The organism is Lysobacterales bacterium (genome assembly GCA_019634735.1).
GTDB lineage: Bacteria > Pseudomonadota > Gammaproteobacteria > Xanthomonadales > UBA2363 > Pseudofulvimonas.
Genome location: JAHCAT010000018.1, coordinates 1 through 18,527, shown reverse-complemented (window position 1 = coordinate 18,527; position 18,527 = coordinate 1). Strand labels below are relative to the sequence as shown.

The window sequence follows — 18,527 nt, the reverse complement described above, 5'->3', positions numbered from 1 at the left end:
TTGGCTTGGATGGCTGGAGTATGGGCGGGCGCGGTCTCACGCCCTGAGAAGGATGCCGGGCCGGACGGACGGCGGCAGCGGAACGGCGCCGCAGCCGGCCGTGGGAAGACGCCGCGGCGGGCGGGCGGAAAATTCCGGTGGCCGGGGCCGGCTCATCGGTTCGGGCGCACCAGGCCGCAGTACAGGCCCTCGATGGCGAAATCCTGGCCGGTCGCCAGCTCGATGGCCGGGTAGTCCGGGTTGGCCGGCAGCAGCCGGACGCCGGCGGCGGTGAGGTCCAGGCGCTTGACGGTGATCTCGTCGTCGATCCGGGCGACCACCACCTGGCCGGCGCGCGCCTGGCGGGTCGCGCGGACGCCGATCAGGTCGCCGTCCAGGATGCCCTCGTCGCGCATGGAATCGCCCTGCACGCGCAGCAGGTAGTCGGGCATCGGCGAGAACAGGCTGCGGTCGAGGATGACCTGGTGGTCGTGGTCGAGGTCGGTGCCGATCGGGGCACCGGCGGCGACCCGGCCGAGCACGGGCAGCGCCACCGCGGCATCGGGCAGGGCCGGCGCCAGCGGCAGGCTGCCCTGGGGCGGCATCGGCGCGCGCAGCACCCGGATGCCGCGGGCGCGCCCGGGCATCCGCTCGATGGCGCCGGCGGCCTCCAGGGCCTCGAGGTGGTACTGGGCGGCGCGGACGCCCCTGAAGCCGAAGGCGCGGGCGATCTCGGCCTGCGAGGGCGGCACGCCCTCGGCCTCGACGCGTTCGGCGATCAGGTCGAGGATGGCCTGCTGGGTGGCTGTGAGCTCCATGGGTTAGCAGTATTACTACTCATGGGGTCGTGATGCAAGGGGCGGGGACCGGGGACCGGGGACCGGGGACCGGGGACCAGGGACCAGGGACCAGGGACCAGGGAAGCGGGGAAGCGGAGACGCGGGAAGCGGCGGGAAGCGGCGGGAAGCGGCGGGAAGCGGCGGGAAGCGGCGGGAAGCGGCGGGGAGCGGGGAGCGGGGAGCGGGAGGCGCGAAGCGGGGCGTGGGGAGCGGGGACTGGGCGTGTGGGTGGCCGGGTTGCTGGGCGGGGATCAGGCGTAGCCGGTGAGGACGGCCCAGGCGATGAAGCCGGCGGCGAGCAGCAGGGTGGTGGCGACGATGCGCCAGGCCAGCGCCAGCCAGCGCGTCCAGGACAGGCCGGCGACGCCGAGCACGCCCATCAGGGTCGGCGAGACCGGGGTCAGGGCATTGGTCAGGCCGTCGCCGAACTGGAAGGCCAGCACCGCGACCTGCCTGGTCAGGCCGACCAGGTCGGCCAGCGGCGCCATCAGCGGCATGGTGATCGCCGCCTGCGCCGAGCCGGAGGTGACCAGCAGGTTGAAGCCCGACTGCGCGGCCAGCATGCCCTGGGCGGCCAGCACCGGCGGCGCATCGGCCAGCGCGCCGGCCAGGCCGTGCAGCCAGGCGTTCAGCACCGACACCTGGTGCGGGTCGGTGCCACCCAGCAGGATCACCAGGCCCTTGGCCAGGGCGATCACCAGGGCGGTCGGCAGCAGCGCGCGGGCGCCGTCCACGAAGGCTTCGGCCGCGGCATTGGCGCTTAGTCGGCCGCCGGCCACCGCCAGCGCGCCGACCACCATGGCCAGCGCCACGAACACGCTGGCCAGTTCCGGTATGTAGTAGTCGCGCGCGGTGACGCCCCAGACGATCCAGGCCACGGCAGCGGCCACCGCCAGCAGGATGGCGCGATCGCTCCAGTGCAGGCGCTCCGTCCCCGCCGGCGCCGCCGACGCCAGGACCGCCTGTGGGACCGGCCCGGAGTCCACGGGAGCCATGCGGGTACGCGCGGCATGACGCAGCACCAGCAGCAGGGCGACCGTGGTCAGGGTCGCCCAGGCGGCCATCCGCAGCGGCGCCCCGGACAGCAGCGGCAGCTCGGCGACGCCCTGCGCGACGGCGACGCTGAACGGGTTCATCCAGGAACTCGCGAAGCCGACCTGGCTGGCCAGGTAGGTGACCATGACGCCGACCTCGCGGCGGTAACCCAGGCGGTCGAGCAAGGGCAGCAGCAGGGCCAGGAAGGCGATGGTTTCCTCGCCCATGCCGAACACCGCGCCACCCAGGGAGAAGGCCACGAACAGCGCGGCCAGCAGCAGGCCCGGCCGGGCCGCGGTGGCGCCGACGACGCGTACCAGGCCGCGGTCGATGGCGCCGCTGGCCTGGACCACGCCGAACGCGCCGCCGACCATCAGCACGAAGGCGATCACGCCGATCGCGGCGCTGCTGCGGCCGCCGGACACGAAGCCCTCGTAGAGCAGATTGACGAAGCCGGTGCCCTGTCCGGGCCCGGCGAACAGCCGCGCCGTCACCGGCGCCTCGCTGGCCTGGTAGCTGGCCATCGACACCGGCTCGCCGGCGGTGAAGCTGCCCGCCGGCAGCCAGGGCAGCAGCAGGGCGAGCAGCGCCGCCAGCGCCAGCAGGATCAGCAGGATGTGCGGCTCGCGCCGTGGCGCCGGCGCGTTCAGGCCCGTTCCTCCAGGCCGGCCAGGGCGCAGGCAACCGCCTGCCGGCGCACCACGTCGCGGTCGCCCTCGAAGCGATGGCATCGGGCAGCGATCGCCGGCCCCGGCCCGACCCAGGCCAGCCAGACGGTGCCGACCGGCTTGTCGGCGCTGCCGCCGCCGGGCCCGGCGATGCCGGTGATCGCCACCGCCAGGTCGGCGCGGAAACGACGCAGCGCGCCAAGCGCCATCGCCCGGGCGCAGGCCTCGCTGACCGCGCCGACCTTGGCCAGCAACGGCGCCGGCACGTCCAGCAGGGCCTGCTTGGCGTCGTTGCCATAGGCGACCACGCCGCCCTCGAACCACGTCGAGCTGCCGGCGCGGTCGGTCAGCACCTTGGCCAGCCAGCCGCCGGTGCAGCTCTCCGCGCAGGCCAGGCGCCAGCCACGCCGGCGCAGCGCCGCCGCCACGCGGTCGGCAAGGGCGTCGAGGTCGTCGTCGGCCGGCTTGAGCATCATCGGCGGTCACGGTACAAGGGCGGGCCGCGCCACTGTAGCGCCGCCCCCTCGCGACCGACCATTCCGTGGCCATCACCGATTCCGAGCTGGACCAGCACACGCCGCTGATGCGCCAGTACCTGGCGGCCAAGCGCGAGCACCCGGACATCCTGCTGTTCTTCCGGATGGGCGACTTCTACGAACTGTTCTACGACGACGCCCGCAAGGCGGCGCGCCTGCTCGACATCACCCTGACCCAGCGCGGCGCCAGCGCCGGCGCGCCGATCCCGATGGCCGGTGTGCCGGTGCACGCCGCCGAGAACTACCTGGCACGGCTGGTCCGCCTGGGCGAACCGGTGGCGATCTGCGAGCAGGTCGGCGATCCGGCCGCCAGCAAGGGGCTGGTCGAACGCAAGGTGGTGCGCATCGTCACGCCCGGCACGGTCACCGACGAATCGCTGCTGGAGGAGCGTCGCGACCAGTTGCTGGCCGCCATCCATGCCGGCGCCGACGGCTACGGCCTTGCCTGGCTGGACCTGGCAGCCGGGCGCTTCAGCCTGGCCCAGCTGGACGGGCCGCCGGCCCTGGCCGCCGAGCTGGCGCGGCTGGCGCCCGCGGAAACCCTGCTCGCCGAGGGCGTGACGCTGCCGGATGGGCTGCCGGCGTTGGCCGGCCTGCGCCAGCGGCCGCCCTGGCATTTCGACCCCGAGGGCGCGCAGTCGGCCCTGTGCCGGTTCTTCGGGACCCGCGACCTGAGCGGCTTCGGCTGCAGCGACGCGCCGCTGGCGGTGGCCGCGGCAGGCGCGCTGCTCGCCTATGTCCAGGACACCCAGAAGACCGCCCTGCCCCACCTCACCGGGCTTACCCTGGAGGTCGCCGAGCAGGCGGTGGCCCTGGACGCCGCAACCCGGCGGCACCTCGAGCTGGACAGCCATCCGGAGGGCCGCCGCGAGCACACCCTGCTCGGCGTCATCGACAGCACGGTGACCACCATGGGTGGCCGCCTGCTGCGCCGCTGGCTGCATCGCCCGTTGCGCGACCGCGGCGTGCTCGCGCAGCGCCAGCAGGCGCTGGCCTGGCTGCAGGAAACGCGCCGGGAGCAGTCGCTCCGGGACCTGCTGCGCGGCTGCGGCGACCTGGAACGCATCCTGTCGCGGGTCGCGCTGCGCTCGGCCCGGCCGCGCGACCTGGCGGCGCTGCGCGATGGCCTGGCGCTGCTGCCGGCCTTGCGCGAGATCCTGGCGGTCGAGGACGACAGTCCGTTGCTGGCCAGCCTGCTCGATGCGCTGGGCGACCAGCACGCCAGCCTCGCGCTGCTCGCCGCGGCTCTGGTGGAGACGCCACCGGCACTGCTCCGCGACGGCGGCGTGATCGCCGCCGGATTCGATGCGGAACTCGACGAGCTGCGACGGATCGATGCCGACGCCGCCGGCTGGCTGACCGAGCTGGAAGCGCGCGAGCGCACCGCCACCGGCATCGCCACCCTCAAGGTCGGCTACAACCGGGTGCACGGCTACTACATCGAATTCGGCCGCAGCCACGACGCCCGGGTGCCGGCGCACTACACGCGCCGGCAGACCACCAAGAACGCCGAGCGCTACGTGACCGAGGAGCTCAAGGCGTTCGAGGACAAGGCGCTGTCGGCGCGCGAGCGCGCCCTGATGCGGGAGCGCGCGCGCTACGAAGACCTGATCGACGCCTTGGCCGACCGCCTGGACCCGCTGCGCCGGGCAGCGCAGGCACTGGCCGAGCTGGACGTGCTGGCGGCCCTGGCGGAGCGCGCCGGCGCCCTGGACTACGTGCGTCCCGTGCTCGACGAAGCGCCCGGAATCGCCATCGAGGGCGGCCGCCATCCGGTGGTCGAGCGCGTTCTGGACGGCCCGTTCGAGCCCAACGACATCCGCCTGGATGCGGACCGCCGGATGCTGGTGGTGACCGGTCCGAACATGGGCGGCAAGAGCACCTACATGCGCCAGGTGGCGCTGATCGTGCTGCTCGCACACATCGGCAGCTTCGTACCGGCGCGCAGCGCGCGGATCGGGCCGGTGGACCGCATCTTCACCCGCATCGGCGCCGGCGACGACCTGGCGCGCGGCCAGTCCACCTTCATGGTCGAGATGGCCGAGATCGCCAACATCCTGCACAACGCCAGCGCCAGCTCACTGGTGCTGGTCGACGAGATCGGCCGCGGCACCAGCACCTACGACGGCATGGCGCTGGCCCGGGCGATCGCCGTGCACCTGGCCACCACCAACCGCTGCTGGTGCCTGTTCGCCACCCACTACTTCGAACTGACCACCCTGGCCGGCGAGCACGAGGGCATCGCCAACGTGCACCTGGATGCCGTCGAGCACGGCGAGCGCCTGGTGTTCCTGCACGCGGTCAAGGAGGGTCCGGCCAGCCGCAGCTACGGCCTGCAGGTGGCGCGCCTGGCCGGGGTGCCGGCGACGGTGGTGACGCAGGCGCGCGCCGTGCTGGCCGGCCTCGAACGCCAGGCCGCGGCCGGCGTCGGCGCACCTGCGCAGGGCCAGCTCAGCCTGTTCACGGCCGCAGCGCCGTCGGCCGCCGAGCAGGCGCTGCGCGATCTCGACCCGGATGCGCTCAGCCCGCGCGACGCACTGGCCGCGCTGTACCGGCTGCGTGCCCTGCTGTGATCAGCGCGGACCGTTCGGAAAGTCCGGGGTCTTCGGCGTCGGCGTCGGCTCCGGTTCCGGACTGTCGCCGGGCTTGGGCTGTTCTGTGCCTGCATGCAGGCCGCGGGCGGGAAGACGCGAATCGGTCATGACCTTGACTCCGTGAGAGGCGGGGATCGGACGGCGGCTCGGGCGCCGCCGAGCCACGCTAGCAGCCCGGAGCTCTTCCGTCCTTCCTGAGGTTCCTACGCAGACCGGGACGCAAACCTGACATGATGGCCTCTGGCGCCCGCAACGGGTGCCGACACGGACCGGCAAGGGGCGGGACGGTGGAACGCAGGGCTCTGGAGATACTCGAGGACGCGCTGGCGCAGCCGCAGGGCGCCGCCCGCGCGGCGCTGGTCGCCGAGCGCTGCGGCGAGGACCGCGACCTGCTGGCCCGGGTCCGCGCCCTGCTCGTCCAGGTCGACTGCACCGAAACCGGACTCAGCGGCGAGGCCGGCGGGTCCGAGCCGACGCGGCTGCCGCCGGCAAGACGCCGGATCGGCCAGCGCATCGGCCCGTTCCGCCTGATCGACGTGATCGGCCATGGCGGCATGGGGGTGGTCTATCTCGCCGAGCGTGTCGACGGCGGCTTCGAGCAGCGGGTCGCGCTCAAGCTGATCCGCGCCGACACGCCGGTGCTGGCGCAGCGCTTCCTTCGCGAACGCAGCATCCTGGCGCGGCTCGGCCACCCGGGCATCGCCCGTCTGGTCGACGGCGGCTTCACCGACGAAGGCCAGGCCTGGTTCGCCATGGAGCATGTCCGCGGCGAGGCGATCACCACCTGGTGCGATGGCCGCCGGCTCGACCTGCGCGCCCGGGCGCGACTGTTGGCCCGGGTCGGCGAAGCCGTGCAGTCGGCGCACCGCAGCCTGGTCGTGCATCGCGACATCAAGCCGGCCAACATCCTGGTCGACGGCAGCGGCGAGCCGCGCCTGCTCGATTTCGGCATCGCCCGCCTGCTCGACGAGACCGGCGGCCCCCTGCACACGCTCAGCCTGACACCGGCCTATGCGTCCCCGGAACAGATTCGCGGCGAGCCGGTCAGCACCGCCTGCGACGTCTACCAGCTGGGCCTGGTGCTGTTCGAACTGCTCAGCGGCATCCCCGCCCACGAGGCACGGTCGCGCGCCGGCGCCGACGCCACGGCAACCGTGCCCCGCCCGGACCAGGCGCTCAAGGCCCTGCTTGCCGCCGATCCCGAGCGCGCCCGGCACCTTGCCAGCCTGCGCCGCGCCTCGCCCGAACGCCTGTTGAGGCAGTTGCGCGGCGACCTGGCGCGGATCCTCGGCAAGGCCCTGGCGCCGTCGCCGCAGGACCGCTACGACACGGTCGCCGCGCTGGTGCAGGACCTGCAACGCTGGCTGGCCGGCCTGCCGGTGCGCGCGCGACGCGGCCACATCCTGTACCGCACTGGCAAGTTCCTGCGCCGCAACCAGGTGGCCAGCATCGCCCTGACGCTGCTGTTCGCCGGCGCTGTCTGGCACCTGGTGCAGCTCGCCGCCAGCAACCGGCAGATCCGCGTCGAGCGCGACCAGGCCCAGGCCATCGCCGGCTTCATGCAGGAGATGTTCAGTGCCGCCGACCCGCGGATCCAGCCCCAGGCCGACACCACGGCCCGCGAGCTGCTCGACCTGGGCGCCAGCCGGGTGGCGGGCGCCGCCACCATGCCCGCCGATACCCGCGCCGGCCTGCTGGCCACGGTGGCGCGCTCCTACCAGAGCATCGGCCTGTATCCGGAGGCGCGTGCCCTGTACGCCCAGGCGCTCGAGCTGCTCGATCCCGACGACCGCGCCCAGCGCGCCCAGCTGGCACGCATCCTGGCCGCGGCCAGCCAGGCCGACACCGACGGCAACTGGCAGGACAACGCCCTTCGCCACCACGACCTGGCGCAGCGTCTCCTCGAGCGCCTGGGCCCCGGCGACGGTCTGGCCCATGCCCACGCGCTGTCGGCCCTGGCCGGCAGCCTGCTCAATCAGCGGCGCTTCGAAGAGGCCGTGCAGGCCCAGGACCGGCTGCTGGCCCTGCGCAACCGGCTGTTCGACCAGGACCCGTCGTTCTTCAGCGAGGCCCTGCTGACCAGCGCCGGCACCCTGGAAGTGCTGCAGCGGCCGGAACAGGCCGCCGAGCGGACCCGCCAGGCGGTGGCCGCGTACCGCCTGGCCTTCGGCGTGGATCATCCCGACTACGGTCGGGCACTGGCCCAGCTCGCCGACCAGCAGACCGACCTGCATCGCTACGAGGAGGCGCGCGCCAACTACCGCGAAGGCATCGACCGCCTGCGCCGCACCCTTGGCGACGACCACCGCGACGTCGGGATCAAGCTCAACAACCTGGCGCTGATGGAGATCCGACTTGGCCGGTTCGCGGAGGCGCAGGTCCTGCTCGACGAAGCGCTGCCGATCCTGCGCACCGTGTTCGGGGACGACAACGCCTATGTGGCCGCCGCGCTGAACAACCGCGGCACCGCCCTGCTCGGGCTGCAACGCCTGGACCAGGCCGCGGCCGACCTCGACGAAGCCTGGGCGATCATCGCCCCCTGGCCGGACAGCGCCTACTTTCCGCGCGTGCAGCATGCCCGTGCCCGGCTGGCGTGCGCCCGCGGCGACCTGGAGGCCGCGCTGGACGGCTTCCGCGCCGCCGCCGCGCGCTATGGGGACGACCGCTTCCGGGCACCGGCGCTGGCCTGGCATCGCATCGACTGCCTGCGCCGGCACGACCGCACCCCGGACGACCTGGCGGCCGCCCTTGCCGGCGTGGTGGCGCAGCTGCGCGACGGCCTCGGCGAGGCGGCCTGGGACACCCGCCAGGCGACGCTGGCACTGGCGCAGCTTTCCGGCGACCAGGTCACGCCGGCCGACTGAGCCACGGGCGTAGAATCACCCCAGGGGAAGGACAGGGAGCTGCGCGATGGCGGACACCGAGCATCTGCAAGGGCTGCTGGCGCGCTGGCAGGAAGGCGACCAGGCGGCGCTGGCCGAGCTGTTGCCGATGGTCTACGGCGACCTGCGCACCCTGGCGGCCTCCGAGCTGCGCGGCCACCGCGGCCACGACACCCTGCAGCCCACCGCCCTGGTCAACGAGATGTTCGTGCGCCTGCTGGGCGCCGGGCACGTCAACTTCAGCGACCGCCGGCACCTGTTCAACGGCGCCGCCCGCATCATGCGCCAGATCCTGGTCGACGACGCCCGCCGCAGCCAGGCCGGCAAGCGCGGCGGCGGCTGGATCCGCGAGGATTTCCATGCCAGCCTGGAACTGCCGATCCCCGAGCACTACGGCCTGCAGGAGGTCGACGAGGCCCTGCAGGCGCTCGAGAAGATCGACCCGGAGCTGGCCGGCGTCGTCGAGCTGCGTTTCTTCGGCGGACTGGAAATGGCCGAGATCGGTCAGGTGATCGGTCGCGACGAGCGCACCGTGCACCGGCGCTGGACGGTGGCGCGGGCCTGGCTGCGCGACCGCCTGGGCGGTTGAGGTTCGTCCAGAACGGGCGCCCTCCGCCTCGCACGCCACGACCGGGCCACCGTACGAGGCACCCTGAATGTCGTTCGGCACCGCGTTGATCTCGCTCTTCGTCGCGCTCCTGTATGGCATCGTCACGACGATCGCCTGGCGCCGCGCGCGAATCCGGCAGCCCGGCCGCGCAATCTTCGCGATCACCGTGTTGCCGCTGTTCGTGGTCGCCATGCTCGCGAACATCGCGCTGGTGCTGCGCTTCGCGCCGTGGCTGACGACTGCGGTCGACCAGGCCGCCCGGAGCGGCAGCCGCGAACTGGAAGCGGCCGCTGGCCTGCTCGCGGCGACGCCGCTGGCCTGCCTGCTCGCCTGGGCCTGGTATCGATTCCTGGCGTGGCTTTCGGGCGAGTCCTGAGGCTGCGCGACGCGTGCCGTCGCCGGCGGGTAGCGGGTCGATCCCGGCTGCCACGGACTGAAGAGGCCCGCCCGCCACCCTCAGCGGGTCGAGAGGTGTACGGCATTGTCCTGGCGGCTTGATGAGCACGCCTGGCGTGGCCGCCGACGCCGCGTCGTGGTGCGGGTGGAGCCACGCCGGACAGTGAGGGCTGGTCCACCCTGCATCGATCTGCTTGACAGGTGCAGGTCGCGCCGCGGCGCGCGGATCGCCGGCCGCCGCGGCCTCATGAAACGTCCGGGTCAGGTTGCGTCAAAGTCTCCGAGGGCGCGGATCAGGCGGCGCGCGCGCTTGTCCGGGCGTGCCTCGGGCGGCCGGTAGCCGGCGCGTTCGGCGGCGCGCCGGGCGCGCTCCGCCTCCCGGGCGGCGACCGAGGCGGGATCCTCGCGGTACAGGGTGCGCGCCACCAGCGCCGGGCCGCGGCGGTCGGACAGGGCCTGCACTTCGAGTTCGAAACGTTCGCCTTCGCGCTCGACGACCAGGCGGTCGCCGGGGCGCAGCAGTCGGGAGGGCTTGCAGGCGACGCCACCGACCGTGACCCGGCCGGCCGCGACGCCCGCCTTGGCCAGGGCGCGCGTGCGGTACAGGCGCGCCGCCCAGAGCCACACGTCGACGCGAACACCTTCGGCTGAAGAATCCATGGCGGCAGTGTCGCGCGCCGGGACCCGTCGCGAAAGCCGCAGCACGTACCATGGCGGCCATGATCACGTCCGACGACTCGCCGCCAGTCCACGAACTCGGCCTGGTGATGGCCGGCGCGGTGTCGGCCGGCGCCTACACGGCCGGCGTCGTCGATTTCCTGGTCGAGGCCCTGGACGGCTGGCACGAGGCGCAGCCCGACGGTCCCGGAACGGCCCCGCACCGGGTTCGTCTGGCCAGCCTCACCGGCGCGTCCGGCGGTGCCATGACCGCCGGCATCCTCGCAGGCATCCTGGCCGGCCGGCCGCACCGGCCGGCCCATGCCGACGATCCAGGGCCGGCCGTGCCCGACAACGCCCTGTTCGACAGCTGGGTCAACCGGATCGACGCCGACGCGCTGCTCGCCCCCGACGACCTGGGCAGCGAGCAGCGGCTGCTGTCCCTGCTCAACGGCGGCAGCCTGGACGAGATCGCCGCCGCGGCATTGCCTGCGGGCGCCGGCGGCCGGCCCCGAGCCTGGGCTGGCGCCGGGGTGGACCTGGCGTTCACCATCACCAACCTGCGCGGTGTCCCCTACAACCTGGGCTTCGGCGAGGCGGAAGCGGAGTCCCTGCCCCGGCCGGGCCACGGCATGCGCCGGCATGCCGAAGCGCTGCGCTTCCGCCTGGGCGCGGACAGCGCAGACCCTGCCGGCGCCGACACCGTGCTGGACTGGGCGATGCTGGGCCCTGGCTGGACCCGGCTCCAGCAGGCTGCGCTGGCCTCGGGGGCGTTTCCCCTGGCCCTGCCGCCGCGCGCCCTGGTCCGCCCGGTCGTCGACTACGACAACGAACTGTGGCCGTTCCCGGCCGGACCCGACGAGGAGCCGCCGGCGTGCCGGCGCTGGCACCCGCTGCCACCTCACTGGGGCGCGCACGCCGCGCCGGAGACGCTGGCCTTCCTGGCCGTCGATGGCGGCATGCTGGACAACCAGCCGTTCACGCTGGGCCGCGGCCTGCTGGTCGGTCGCCCACCGGTGCGCCCCCGGACGCCGGTCGCCGGCCGGAGCCTGGTGTCGATCGACCCGTTCCCCGACATTGTCGGCTTCCGGCCCGGCGAGCCGGTCCCCGAGGGTCTGCTCGACCTGGCGCGGGCGCTGCTCGTCGCCATGAAGAACCAGACCCGCTTCAAGCCCGAGGAACTGGTCACCGCCCAGGACGACCCGATGGCCAGCCGGCACATGGTGGCGCCTTCGCGACGCATCGACGGGGTACGCGCCGACCACCCCCTGGCCGGCGGCGTGCTGGACGGTTTCGGCGGCTTCCTGGACCGCAGCTTCCGGGTCCACGATTTCCGGCTGGGCCGCCTGAACTGCCAACGCTTCCTGGAGCGCCACCTGCGCCTGCCCGGCGGCGACCCGCTGTTCGCGCGCTGGCCGGACGCCCTGCGCGCGCGGCACGCCGACCGTCGGGGCCGGCTGCCCGTGCTGCCCCTGGTCGGCAGTGCGGCGCAGCCACTGCCCATGCCCGCGTGGCCGACCATCCCCGGGGAACGGATGCGGCATCTGCGGCGCCTGCTGCGCGGCCGCATCCATGCGCTGCTGCCGCATGCCATCGACCACCTGCTGGCCCGCAGCAGCGCACCGATGCGCCTGGCCACCCGGCTGATGGCGCGCTGGCAGAGTCGTGGCTGGGTGAATGCCCTGGCCGACCACATCGAACGCGAACTTCGCCAGCGCGGCCAGCTCGGCTGAGCCCGACAGGAGGCCAGTGCGCTCAGGGTGGATCCGGCACTGCCCGGTGGCGTCCGGGGTAGACTCTACGGGCCCGTATGGAGACCCAGCGATGCCCCTGCGCCCCCTGCTGATGCTGCTGCTTCTGGTGCCGCTCGTCGCCTGCACCGCAGGTCGGCCCAAGGAACGCATCAATCCACCGACGGTCAGCATCCAGGAACTGCGCGTCGAGGCCGGCCAGTGCCAGTTGCGCCTGCGCCTGCACAACCACTCCACCGTGCGCATGCGCTACGCCAGCCTGGAACTGGAGACGCTGACGCTGGGTGGCAATGCGCTGGGTCCGGTGACGCTGTCGCCCGGCATCGACGTGCCGCCGACCAGCGCCGAACCCTTCGATCACACCCTGCCTTGCCCCGGCATTGCCGCAGACGCCGGCGAGCACGCCTACCACGTGGCCGGTCGCGTGGTCGCCAGCGAGCCGCGCAACCAGCGCTTCCAGGTCGCCTGGCGCAGCCGTCTGCTGCCGGTGCCTGGCCTGGCCGGCGTCTACCGCTGATTTTCCCCTCCTCGCGCCTCGTCCGGACCCGACCATGAATGCCTACCGCTCCCCGCAGGCCGACCTGCGCTTCGTCATCCACGAGGTTCTTTCCGCCCCGGATACCCTGGCCGGCCTGCCGGCGCATGCCCAGACCGGCGCCGAACTGGTCGACGCCGTGCTGGAAGAAGCCGCGCGCTTCTGCGACCAGGTCATCGCGCCGCTGTATCAGGGCGGCGACGCCGGCTGCACCTGGCGCGACGGCGAAGTGACCGCCCCGGCGGGCTTCCGGGACGCCTTCTCCGCGTTCGCCGAAGGCGGCTGGAGCGGCATCACCGCCCCCGCCGAGGAGGGCGGCCAGGGCCTGCCCTATGTTCTGGACGGCGCGTTCAAGGAGATGATCAACGGCGCCAACGTCGCCTGGGGCACCTTCCCGCTGCTCGGCCACGGCGCCATCGAGTCGTTGCGTCACTACGGCGAGGACTGGCAGAAGGCGGCCTTCCTGCAGCCGCTGGTGGACGGTCGCTGGACCGGCACCATGTGCCTGACCGAACCCCACTGCGGCACCGACCTGGGCCTGCTCAAGACCCGCGCCGAGCCGCTCGGCGACGGCCGCCATGCGATCAGCGGCCAGAAGATCTTCATCACCGCCGGCGAGCACGACTTCACGCCCAACATCGTCCACCTGGTGCTCGCCCGGCTACCGGACGCGCCGCCCGGTGTGAAGGGCATCTCGCTGTTCGTGGTGCCCAAGTTCAAGGTCGGCCGCGACGGCGTCATGGGCGAACGCAACGCGGTGCGCTGCGGCTCCATCGAGCACAAGATGGGCCTGCACGGATCGGCGACCTGCGTGATGAACTTCGACGGCGCCGAGGGCTGGCTGCTGGGACCGCCCAACAAAGGCCTGGCAGCGATGTTCCTGATGATGAACTCGGCGCGCCTGGCAGTCGGCATCCAGGGCCTGGGCCTGATCGAGCGCGCCTGGCAGAACGCCCTGGCCTATGCCAACGACCGCCTGCAGATGCGCGCGCCGGCCGGGCCGGCGTATCCCGACAGGCCGGCCGACCCGCTGATCGTGCATCCGGACATCCGGCGCATGCTGATGACCTGCCGGGCCTTCGCCGAGGGCGGCCGGGTGCTGTCGCTGTACGCCTGGCTGAAGGCCGACGTCGCCGCGCACGCCAGCGACGCCGCCGAGCGCGCCACGGCCGAGACGGTGGTCGGCTTCCTCACACCGATCTGCAAGGGGCTGCTGACCGAGGCGGCCGTCGAATGCGCCTACCACGCCCAGCAGGTCTACGGCGGCCACGGCTACATTGCCGAGTGGGGCATGGAGCAGATCGCCCGCGACGCGCGCATCACCACCATCTACGAGGGCACCACGCAGATCCAGGCGCTCGACCTGATCGGCCGCAAGACCCTGCTGGCCGATGGCGCCGGGCTCAAGGCCGTCCTCGCCGAGATCGGCGCGTTCTGCCGCATGGAGGCCGACAACCCGGCGCTGGCCGACCTGCTGTCGGCACTGACCGACCGCACCGACCAATGGGCGCGGCTCACCCGCGCGATCGCCGAGCAGGCGGCCGGCGATCCGGCCGTGGCGCCGGCCGCGGCCTACGACTACCTGTTCTATTCCGGCTACGTGATGCTTGCCTGGTGCTGGGCGCAGCGGGTCGCGGCGGCGGAGCGCTCCGACCGCGGCGAGGCGTTCAAGCGCGCCCAACGCGAACTGGCTGCGTTCTACTTCGCCCGCATCCTGCCGCGCGCCGACTGCCACGCCGCCTGCATCGAGGCCGGACCGGCGTCGCTGATGACCCTGGCCGATACCGAGGTCGGCGCCGGCGCCTGAAGCCGCCCACCGCAACGGGGCAAGAGGCCGCGTCAACTCCGCCGCGGCATTCGCACACGAATGCCGCGGCGACCCGGCCTGCGCCGCATGCCAAGCAGAAGGGGGAGGGGCGCATTTCCCCTGGTCCCTCGTCCCTGGTCCCTGGTCCCTGGTCCCTGGTCCCGGGTCCCGGGTCCCGAGTCCCGAGTCCCGAGTCCCGGCTCCCGAGTCCCGGCTCCAATCCCGAACGCCGAACCGCGACCTCAGAGGCGGATCCGGCCGGTCAGCACGTCCTTGAACATCACCCAGTCGCCCATCAGGCTCCACAGCGGATGGGTGAAGGTGGCCGGCCGGTTCTTTTCGAACACGAAGTGGCCGACCCAGGCGAAACCGTAGCCCAGCACCGGCACCGCAAGCAGCCACCAGGGCGACAGCAGCGCTGCCACGACGGCCACCACCAGCAGCACGATCAGGCCGCTGCCGACCACGTGCAGGCGCCGGCAGGTGGGATTGCGGTGCTCGGAAAGGTAGTACGGGTAGAACTCGCGGAAGCTGTTGAAACGGCTGGGCATGGCGCCATGGTAGAGCAGGCGGCCGTACCGGCGGGCAATCTCCCCGGAGGGGGGACTCAATAGTCCCTGTCTATCACTTTCATGCCGCGAATCGATTTGATGTATCAATCGCCACGGCCTACGATGGCATCCGCTGCCTATCAGCCGTCCTTCTCCACCCCTGAAGCACACAGGAGTCCGCAGATGTCCCTGATCAACACCCCCGTCCAGCCGTTCAAGGCGCAGGCCTTCCACAACGGCAAGTTCGTCGAGGTCACCGAGGCCAGCCTGAAGGGCAAGTGGTCGGTCGTGATCTTCATGCCGGCCGCCTTCACCTTCAACTGCCCGACCGAGGTCGAGGACGCCGCCGAGCACTACGCGGAGTTCCAGAAGGCCGGTGCCGAGGTCTACATCGTCACCACCGACACCCATTTCTCGCACAAGGTCTGGCACGAGACCTCGGCGGCGGTCGGCAAGGCGAAGTTCCCGCTGGTCGGCGACCCGACCCACCAGCTGACCCGCGCCTTCGGCGTCCACATCGACGAGGAGGGCCTGGCCCTGCGCGGCACCTTCGTGATCAACCCCGACGGCGTGATCAAGACCATGGAGGTCCACGACAACGCCATCGCCCGCGACGTCACCGAGTCGCTGCGCAAGCTGAAGGCCGCGCAGTACGTCGCCAGCCACCCGGGCGAGGTCTGCCCGGCCAAGTGGAAGGAAGGCGAGAAGACCCTGAAGCCGTCGCTGGACCTGGTCGGCAAGATCTGACGCCGACGCCACCCCAACCCTGAGGGCGCGCGCGGCGACAGCCATGCAGCCGCGCGCCGCGGGACCCGCCGGCCCGCACCCTTCGGTCAGGCGGCATCCGGAATGCCCGGGTGCCGCCTTCTCTTCCCGACACCCCGATCCCGGAGCGCCGCCATGCTTGACGCCGAACTGAAATCGCAGATGCAGGCCTACCTGGCCCGGGTGACGCAGCCGATGCAGCTGGTCGCCTCGCTCGACGACGGCGAGTCCTCCCGCGAGCTGGAGGCCCTGTTGTCCGACATCGCCTCGCTGTCCGACCACATCACCCTCGTTCGCAACGGCGAGGCGCCCCTGCGCCCCTCGTTCGCGATCCGGCGCGCCGGTACCGATGTCGAAGTCCGCTTCGCCGGGATCCCGATGGGTCATGAATTCACCTCCCTGGTGCTGGCCCTGCTGCAGGTCGGCGGCGTCGCGCCCAAGCTCGAGGACGCGGTGGTCGAGCAGGTCCGCAACCTGCCCGGCGACTACGATTTCGAGACCTTCATGTCGCTCTCGTGCCAGAGCTGCCCGGACACCGTCCAGGCGCTCAATGCGATGAGCGTGATCAACCCGCGCATCCGCCACATCGCGATCGATGGCGCCCTGTTCCAGGACGAGGTCGAGCGACGCGAAGTGATGGCGGTACCGACCATCTACATGAACGGCGAGCACTTCGGACAGGGCCGGATGACCGTCGAGCAGCTGCTCGCCAAGCTCGACACCGGCGCCGCCGAGCGCGCCGCGCTGGCGCTGCGCGACAAGGCCCCCTACGACGTGCTGGTGGTCGGCGGCGGCCCGGCCGGCGCCGCCGCGGCGATCTACGCCGCGCGCAAGGGCATCCGTACCGGCATCGCCGCCGAGCGCTTCGGCGGCCAGGTGCTGGACACCCTGGGCATCGAGAACTTCATCTCGGTCAGCCACACCGAGGGCCCGAAGCTGGTCACCGCGCTGGAACAGCACGTGCGCGACTACGAGGTCGACGTGATGAACCTGCAGCGCGCCCGCGCCCTGGTCCCGGCCGGCGAACCCGGCGGCCTGATCGGCGTCGAGCTGGAATCCGGCGCGACGCTGCAGGCGCGCACCGTGGTGCTGGCCACCGGCGCGCGCTGGCGGCAGATGAACGTGCCCGGCGAGGACGAGTACCGCAACCGCGGCGTCGCCTACTGCCCGCACTGCGACGGCCCGCTGTTCAAGGGCAAGCGGGTGGCGGTGATCGGCGGCGGCAACTCCGGCGTCGAGGCGGCCATCGACCTGGCCGGCATCGTCGCCCACGTCACCCTGATCGAGTTCGACGGCAAGCTGCGCGCCGACGAGGTGCTGCAGCGGAAATTGCGAAGTCTGGCCAACGTCGACGTGCTAGTCAGCGCCCAGACCACCCGGGTGCTGGGCGACGGCAACAAGGTCACCGGCCTGGAGTACACCGAGCGCACCAGCGGCCAGTCGCGCAGCCTGGTGCTGGACGGCATCTTCGTGCAGATCGGACTGCTGCCCAACACGGAATGGCTGAAGGGCACGCTGGCGCTGTCGCCGCGCGGCGAGGTCGAGGTCGATGCCGCCGGCCGCACCTCGCTGCCCGGCGTGTTCGCCGCGGGCGATGTCACCACGGTGCCCTACAAGCAGATCGTGATCGCCATGGGCGAGGGCGCCAAGGCGGCCCTCAGCGCCTTCGACCACCTGATCCGCAGCGCGGCGCCGGCACAGGCCGGCCAGCCCGAGGCGCGGGCGGCCTGATCGCCATGCCGCCACCGGCCCTGCACGCGCCTGCGCCGTTCGCCGGTCGCCCCGGCGGGCGCTCCGGTGCGGCACGGCCGGGCAGCAGGAGGCGATGCCCGTGAACCTGCGCGACCTTCGCTACCTGGTGGCGCTGGCCGAGCACCGCCATTTCGGCCGGGCCGCCGAGGCGGTGCATGTCAGCCAGCCCACCTTGTCGACCCAGGTGCGCAAGCTCGAGGACGAGCTGGGCGTCGAACTGTTCGAGCGCAGTCCCCGCCAGGTGCTGCTGACCGACATCGGCGCCCAGGTGATCGAGCGGGCCCGGGCGATCGTCCGCGAGGCCGACCAGATCCGCGAGATCGCCCGCCGTGCCCGTGACCCGGAATCGGGCACCCTGCGCATCGGCCTGTTCCCCACCCTGGGGCCCTACCTGCTGCCGCATGTGGTACCGCGCATCCATGCGCGCTGGCCTCGGCTGGAGCTGCTGCTGCTGGAGCAGAAGACCGAGGAAGTGCTGCGCGGCCTGCGCGAGGGCAGCCTGGATGCGGGTGTCCTGGCCCTGCCGGTACACGACGACCAGCTCCAGCAGGACGTGCTGTTCGAAGAGCCCTTCGTGCTGGCGGTGCCGCTGGCGCATCCGCTGGCCCGCCGCGACCGGCCGGTCCCGGCCGAGGTCATCGAGGGCGAGAGCGTGCTGCTTCTGGAGGACGGCCACTGCCTGCGCGACCAGGCCCTGGAAGTGTGCCGGCTGGCCGGTGCCGCCGAACGCAGCGGCTTCCGTGCCACCAGCCTGGAAACCCTGCGCCAGATGGTGGCGGCCGGCGTCGGCATCACCCTGCTGCCGCTGCTGGCGGTGCAGCCGCCAGTGGCGACCTCGGAGGACATTGCGTTGCTGCGCTTCAAGGCCCCGGCACCGACCCGCACGATCGCCCTGTTCTGGCGCAAGACCAGCGCCTTCCGCGAGTTCCTTCCGGAACTGGCCACGCTGATCCGCGGCATCGCCGCCCCGCTGGTCGAAGGCTCCCGATTGCCCTGATCGCGCGGACCCGACGCCCGCCGCAGCGCGGCCCGTCGCGGCCAGCGCGCTTCGCAGTCGCTTGCCGGCGGTGCGACGGCACGCACTTCTCCCCTTGCCCAGACCTGATCGGCCTCGTCTCTCAGCTCAGGATCGGGGACCGAGGACCAGGACTCGGTGGTCGGTGAGCGGAG

15 protein-coding genes are annotated in these 18,527 nt (G+C 72.6%); 10 read left to right on the top strand and 5 right to left on the bottom strand.

The features are described 5' to 3' along the window. Positions 1-152: 152 nt before the first annotated feature. The 3 genes from lexA to KF823_14940 all read right to left on the bottom strand — a co-directional run bounded on the left by lexA (position 153) and on the right by KF823_14940 (position 2,994). On the bottom strand, positions 153-797 hold the full coding sequence (gene lexA / locus KF823_14950; GenBank protein ID MBX3727206.1) for a transcriptional repressor LexA: 645 nt from the start codon (positions 795-797) through the stop codon (positions 153-155). A gap of 272 nt (positions 798-1,069) precedes the next feature. Next, positions 1,070-2,584, bottom strand: coding sequence for an AbgT family transporter (locus tag KF823_14945; protein ID MBX3727205.1), 1,515 nt, complete (start codon positions 2,582-2,584; stop codon positions 1,070-1,072). Next, positions 2,500-2,994 carry a CinA family protein gene (locus tag KF823_14940; GenBank protein MBX3727204.1) on the bottom strand — a complete coding sequence of 165 codons (495 nt, stop codon included), beginning with the start codon at positions 2,992-2,994 and terminating at the stop codon, positions 2,500-2,502. Before KF823_14940 ends, KF823_14945 begins: the two co-directional genes overlap by 85 nt. Before the next feature lie 110 nt (positions 2,995-3,104). On the opposite strand from KF823_14940, the gene mutS reads away from it, so the two are divergent. The 4 genes from mutS to KF823_14920 all read left to right on the top strand — a co-directional run bounded on the left by mutS (position 3,105) and on the right by KF823_14920 (position 9,519). Then, positions 3,105-5,630: a DNA mismatch repair protein MutS gene (gene mutS, locus KF823_14935; protein MBX3727203.1), complete on the top strand. Its 2,526-nt coding sequence runs from the start codon at positions 3,105-3,107 to the stop codon at positions 5,628-5,630. A gap of 308 nt (positions 5,631-5,938) precedes the next feature. Then, positions 5,939-8,515, top strand: a complete 2,577-nt coding sequence (locus KF823_14930; protein ID MBX3727202.1) for a serine/threonine protein kinase — start codon at positions 5,939-5,941, stop codon at positions 8,513-8,515. A 46-nt stretch (positions 8,516-8,561) separates the two neighbouring features. Then, positions 8,562-9,122 carry a sigma-70 family RNA polymerase sigma factor gene (locus KF823_14925; protein ID MBX3727201.1) on the top strand — a complete coding sequence of 187 codons (561 nt, stop codon included), beginning with the start codon at positions 8,562-8,564 and terminating at the stop codon, positions 9,120-9,122. Positions 9,123-9,189: 67 nt separating this feature from the next. After that, positions 9,190-9,519: a hypothetical protein gene (locus tag KF823_14920; protein ID MBX3727200.1), complete on the top strand. Its 330-nt coding sequence runs from the start codon at positions 9,190-9,192 to the stop codon at positions 9,517-9,519. A 281-nt stretch (positions 9,520-9,800) separates the two neighbouring features. On the opposite strand, the gene KF823_14915 is transcribed toward KF823_14920, so the two are convergent. Continuing rightward, positions 9,801-10,199, bottom strand: a complete 399-nt coding sequence (locus KF823_14915) for an RNA-binding S4 domain-containing protein (GenBank protein ID MBX3727199.1) — start codon at positions 10,197-10,199, stop codon at positions 9,801-9,803. A gap of 59 nt (positions 10,200-10,258) precedes the next feature. Here KF823_14915 and KF823_14910 point away from each other — a divergent pair, with 59 nt between their 5' ends. The 3 genes from KF823_14910 to KF823_14900 all read left to right on the top strand — a co-directional run bounded on the left by KF823_14910 (position 10,259) and on the right by KF823_14900 (position 14,289). After that, positions 10,259-11,929, top strand: a complete 1,671-nt coding sequence (locus tag KF823_14910) for a patatin-like phospholipase family protein (protein MBX3727198.1) — start codon at positions 10,259-10,261, stop codon at positions 11,927-11,929. A gap of 91 nt (positions 11,930-12,020) precedes the next feature. Beyond that, positions 12,021-12,464, top strand: coding sequence for a hypothetical protein (locus KF823_14905; GenBank protein ID MBX3727197.1), 444 nt, complete (start codon positions 12,021-12,023; stop codon positions 12,462-12,464). A gap of 34 nt (positions 12,465-12,498) precedes the next feature. Beyond that, positions 12,499-14,289 carry an acyl-CoA dehydrogenase C-terminal domain-containing protein gene (locus KF823_14900; GenBank protein ID MBX3727196.1) on the top strand — a complete coding sequence of 597 codons (1,791 nt, stop codon included), beginning with the start codon at positions 12,499-12,501 and terminating at the stop codon, positions 14,287-14,289. Positions 14,290-14,531: 242 nt separating this feature from the next. Here KF823_14900 and KF823_14895 read toward each other — a convergent pair whose 3' ends face one another. Further along, on the bottom strand, positions 14,532-14,840 hold the full coding sequence (locus tag KF823_14895; GenBank protein ID MBX3727195.1) for a DUF962 domain-containing protein: 309 nt from the start codon (positions 14,838-14,840) through the stop codon (positions 14,532-14,534). Positions 14,841-15,023: 183 nt separating this feature from the next. Here KF823_14895 and ahpC point away from each other — a divergent pair, with 183 nt between their 5' ends. The 3 genes from ahpC (at position 15,024) to oxyR (ending at position 18,354) form a co-directional block, all read left to right on the top strand. Then, the gene (gene ahpC, locus KF823_14890; GenBank protein ID MBX3727194.1) at positions 15,024-15,587 is read left to right on the top strand and encodes a peroxiredoxin; all 564 of its coding nucleotides are present in this window, start codon (positions 15,024-15,026) and stop codon (positions 15,585-15,587) included. 153 nt (positions 15,588-15,740) lie between these two features. Continuing rightward, positions 15,741-17,336 carry an alkyl hydroperoxide reductase subunit F gene (ahpF, locus tag KF823_14885; GenBank protein MBX3727193.1) on the top strand — a complete coding sequence of 532 codons (1,596 nt, stop codon included), beginning with the start codon at positions 15,741-15,743 and terminating at the stop codon, positions 17,334-17,336. Between the two features lie 100 nt (positions 17,337-17,436). Then, positions 17,437-18,354, top strand: a complete 918-nt coding sequence (gene oxyR / locus KF823_14880) for a DNA-binding transcriptional regulator OxyR (GenBank protein ID MBX3727192.1) — start codon at positions 17,437-17,439, stop codon at positions 18,352-18,354. The last annotated feature ends 173 nt before the right edge of the window (positions 18,355-18,527 follow it).

What these genes read in the sequence shown, in the direction of transcription:
- lexA (MBX3727206.1), bottom strand. Translation starts at nt 797, where the DNA reads ATGGAGCTCACAGCCACCCAGCAGGCCATCCTCGACCTGATCGCCGAA.
- KF823_14945 (MBX3727205.1), bottom strand. Translation starts at nt 2,584, where the DNA reads ATGCCATCGCTTCGAGGGCGACCGCGACGTGGTGCGCCGGCAGGCGGT.
- KF823_14940 (MBX3727204.1), bottom strand. Translation starts at nt 2,994, where the DNA reads ATGCTCAAGCCGGCCGACGACGACCTCGACGCCCTTGCCGACCGCGTG.
- mutS (MBX3727203.1), top strand. Translation starts at nt 3,105, where the DNA reads ATGCGCCAGTACCTGGCGGCCAAGCGCGAGCACCCGGACATCCTGCTG.
- KF823_14925 (MBX3727201.1), top strand. Translation starts at nt 8,562, where the DNA reads ATGGCGGACACCGAGCATCTGCAAGGGCTGCTGGCGCGCTGGCAGGAA.
- KF823_14920 (MBX3727200.1), top strand. Translation starts at nt 9,190, where the DNA reads ATGTCGTTCGGCACCGCGTTGATCTCGCTCTTCGTCGCGCTCCTGTAT.
- KF823_14915 (MBX3727199.1), bottom strand. Translation starts at nt 10,199, where the DNA reads ATGGATTCTTCAGCCGAAGGTGTTCGCGTCGACGTGTGGCTCTGGGCG.
- KF823_14910 (MBX3727198.1), top strand. Translation starts at nt 10,259, where the DNA reads ATGATCACGTCCGACGACTCGCCGCCAGTCCACGAACTCGGCCTGGTG.
- KF823_14905 (MBX3727197.1), top strand. Translation starts at nt 12,021, where the DNA reads ATGCCCCTGCGCCCCCTGCTGATGCTGCTGCTTCTGGTGCCGCTCGTC.
- KF823_14900 (MBX3727196.1), top strand. Translation starts at nt 12,499, where the DNA reads ATGAATGCCTACCGCTCCCCGCAGGCCGACCTGCGCTTCGTCATCCAC.
- KF823_14895 (MBX3727195.1), bottom strand. Translation starts at nt 14,840, where the DNA reads ATGCCCAGCCGTTTCAACAGCTTCCGCGAGTTCTACCCGTACTACCTT.
- ahpC (MBX3727194.1), top strand. Translation starts at nt 15,024, where the DNA reads ATGTCCCTGATCAACACCCCCGTCCAGCCGTTCAAGGCGCAGGCCTTC.
- ahpF (MBX3727193.1), top strand. Translation starts at nt 15,741, where the DNA reads ATGCTTGACGCCGAACTGAAATCGCAGATGCAGGCCTACCTGGCCCGG.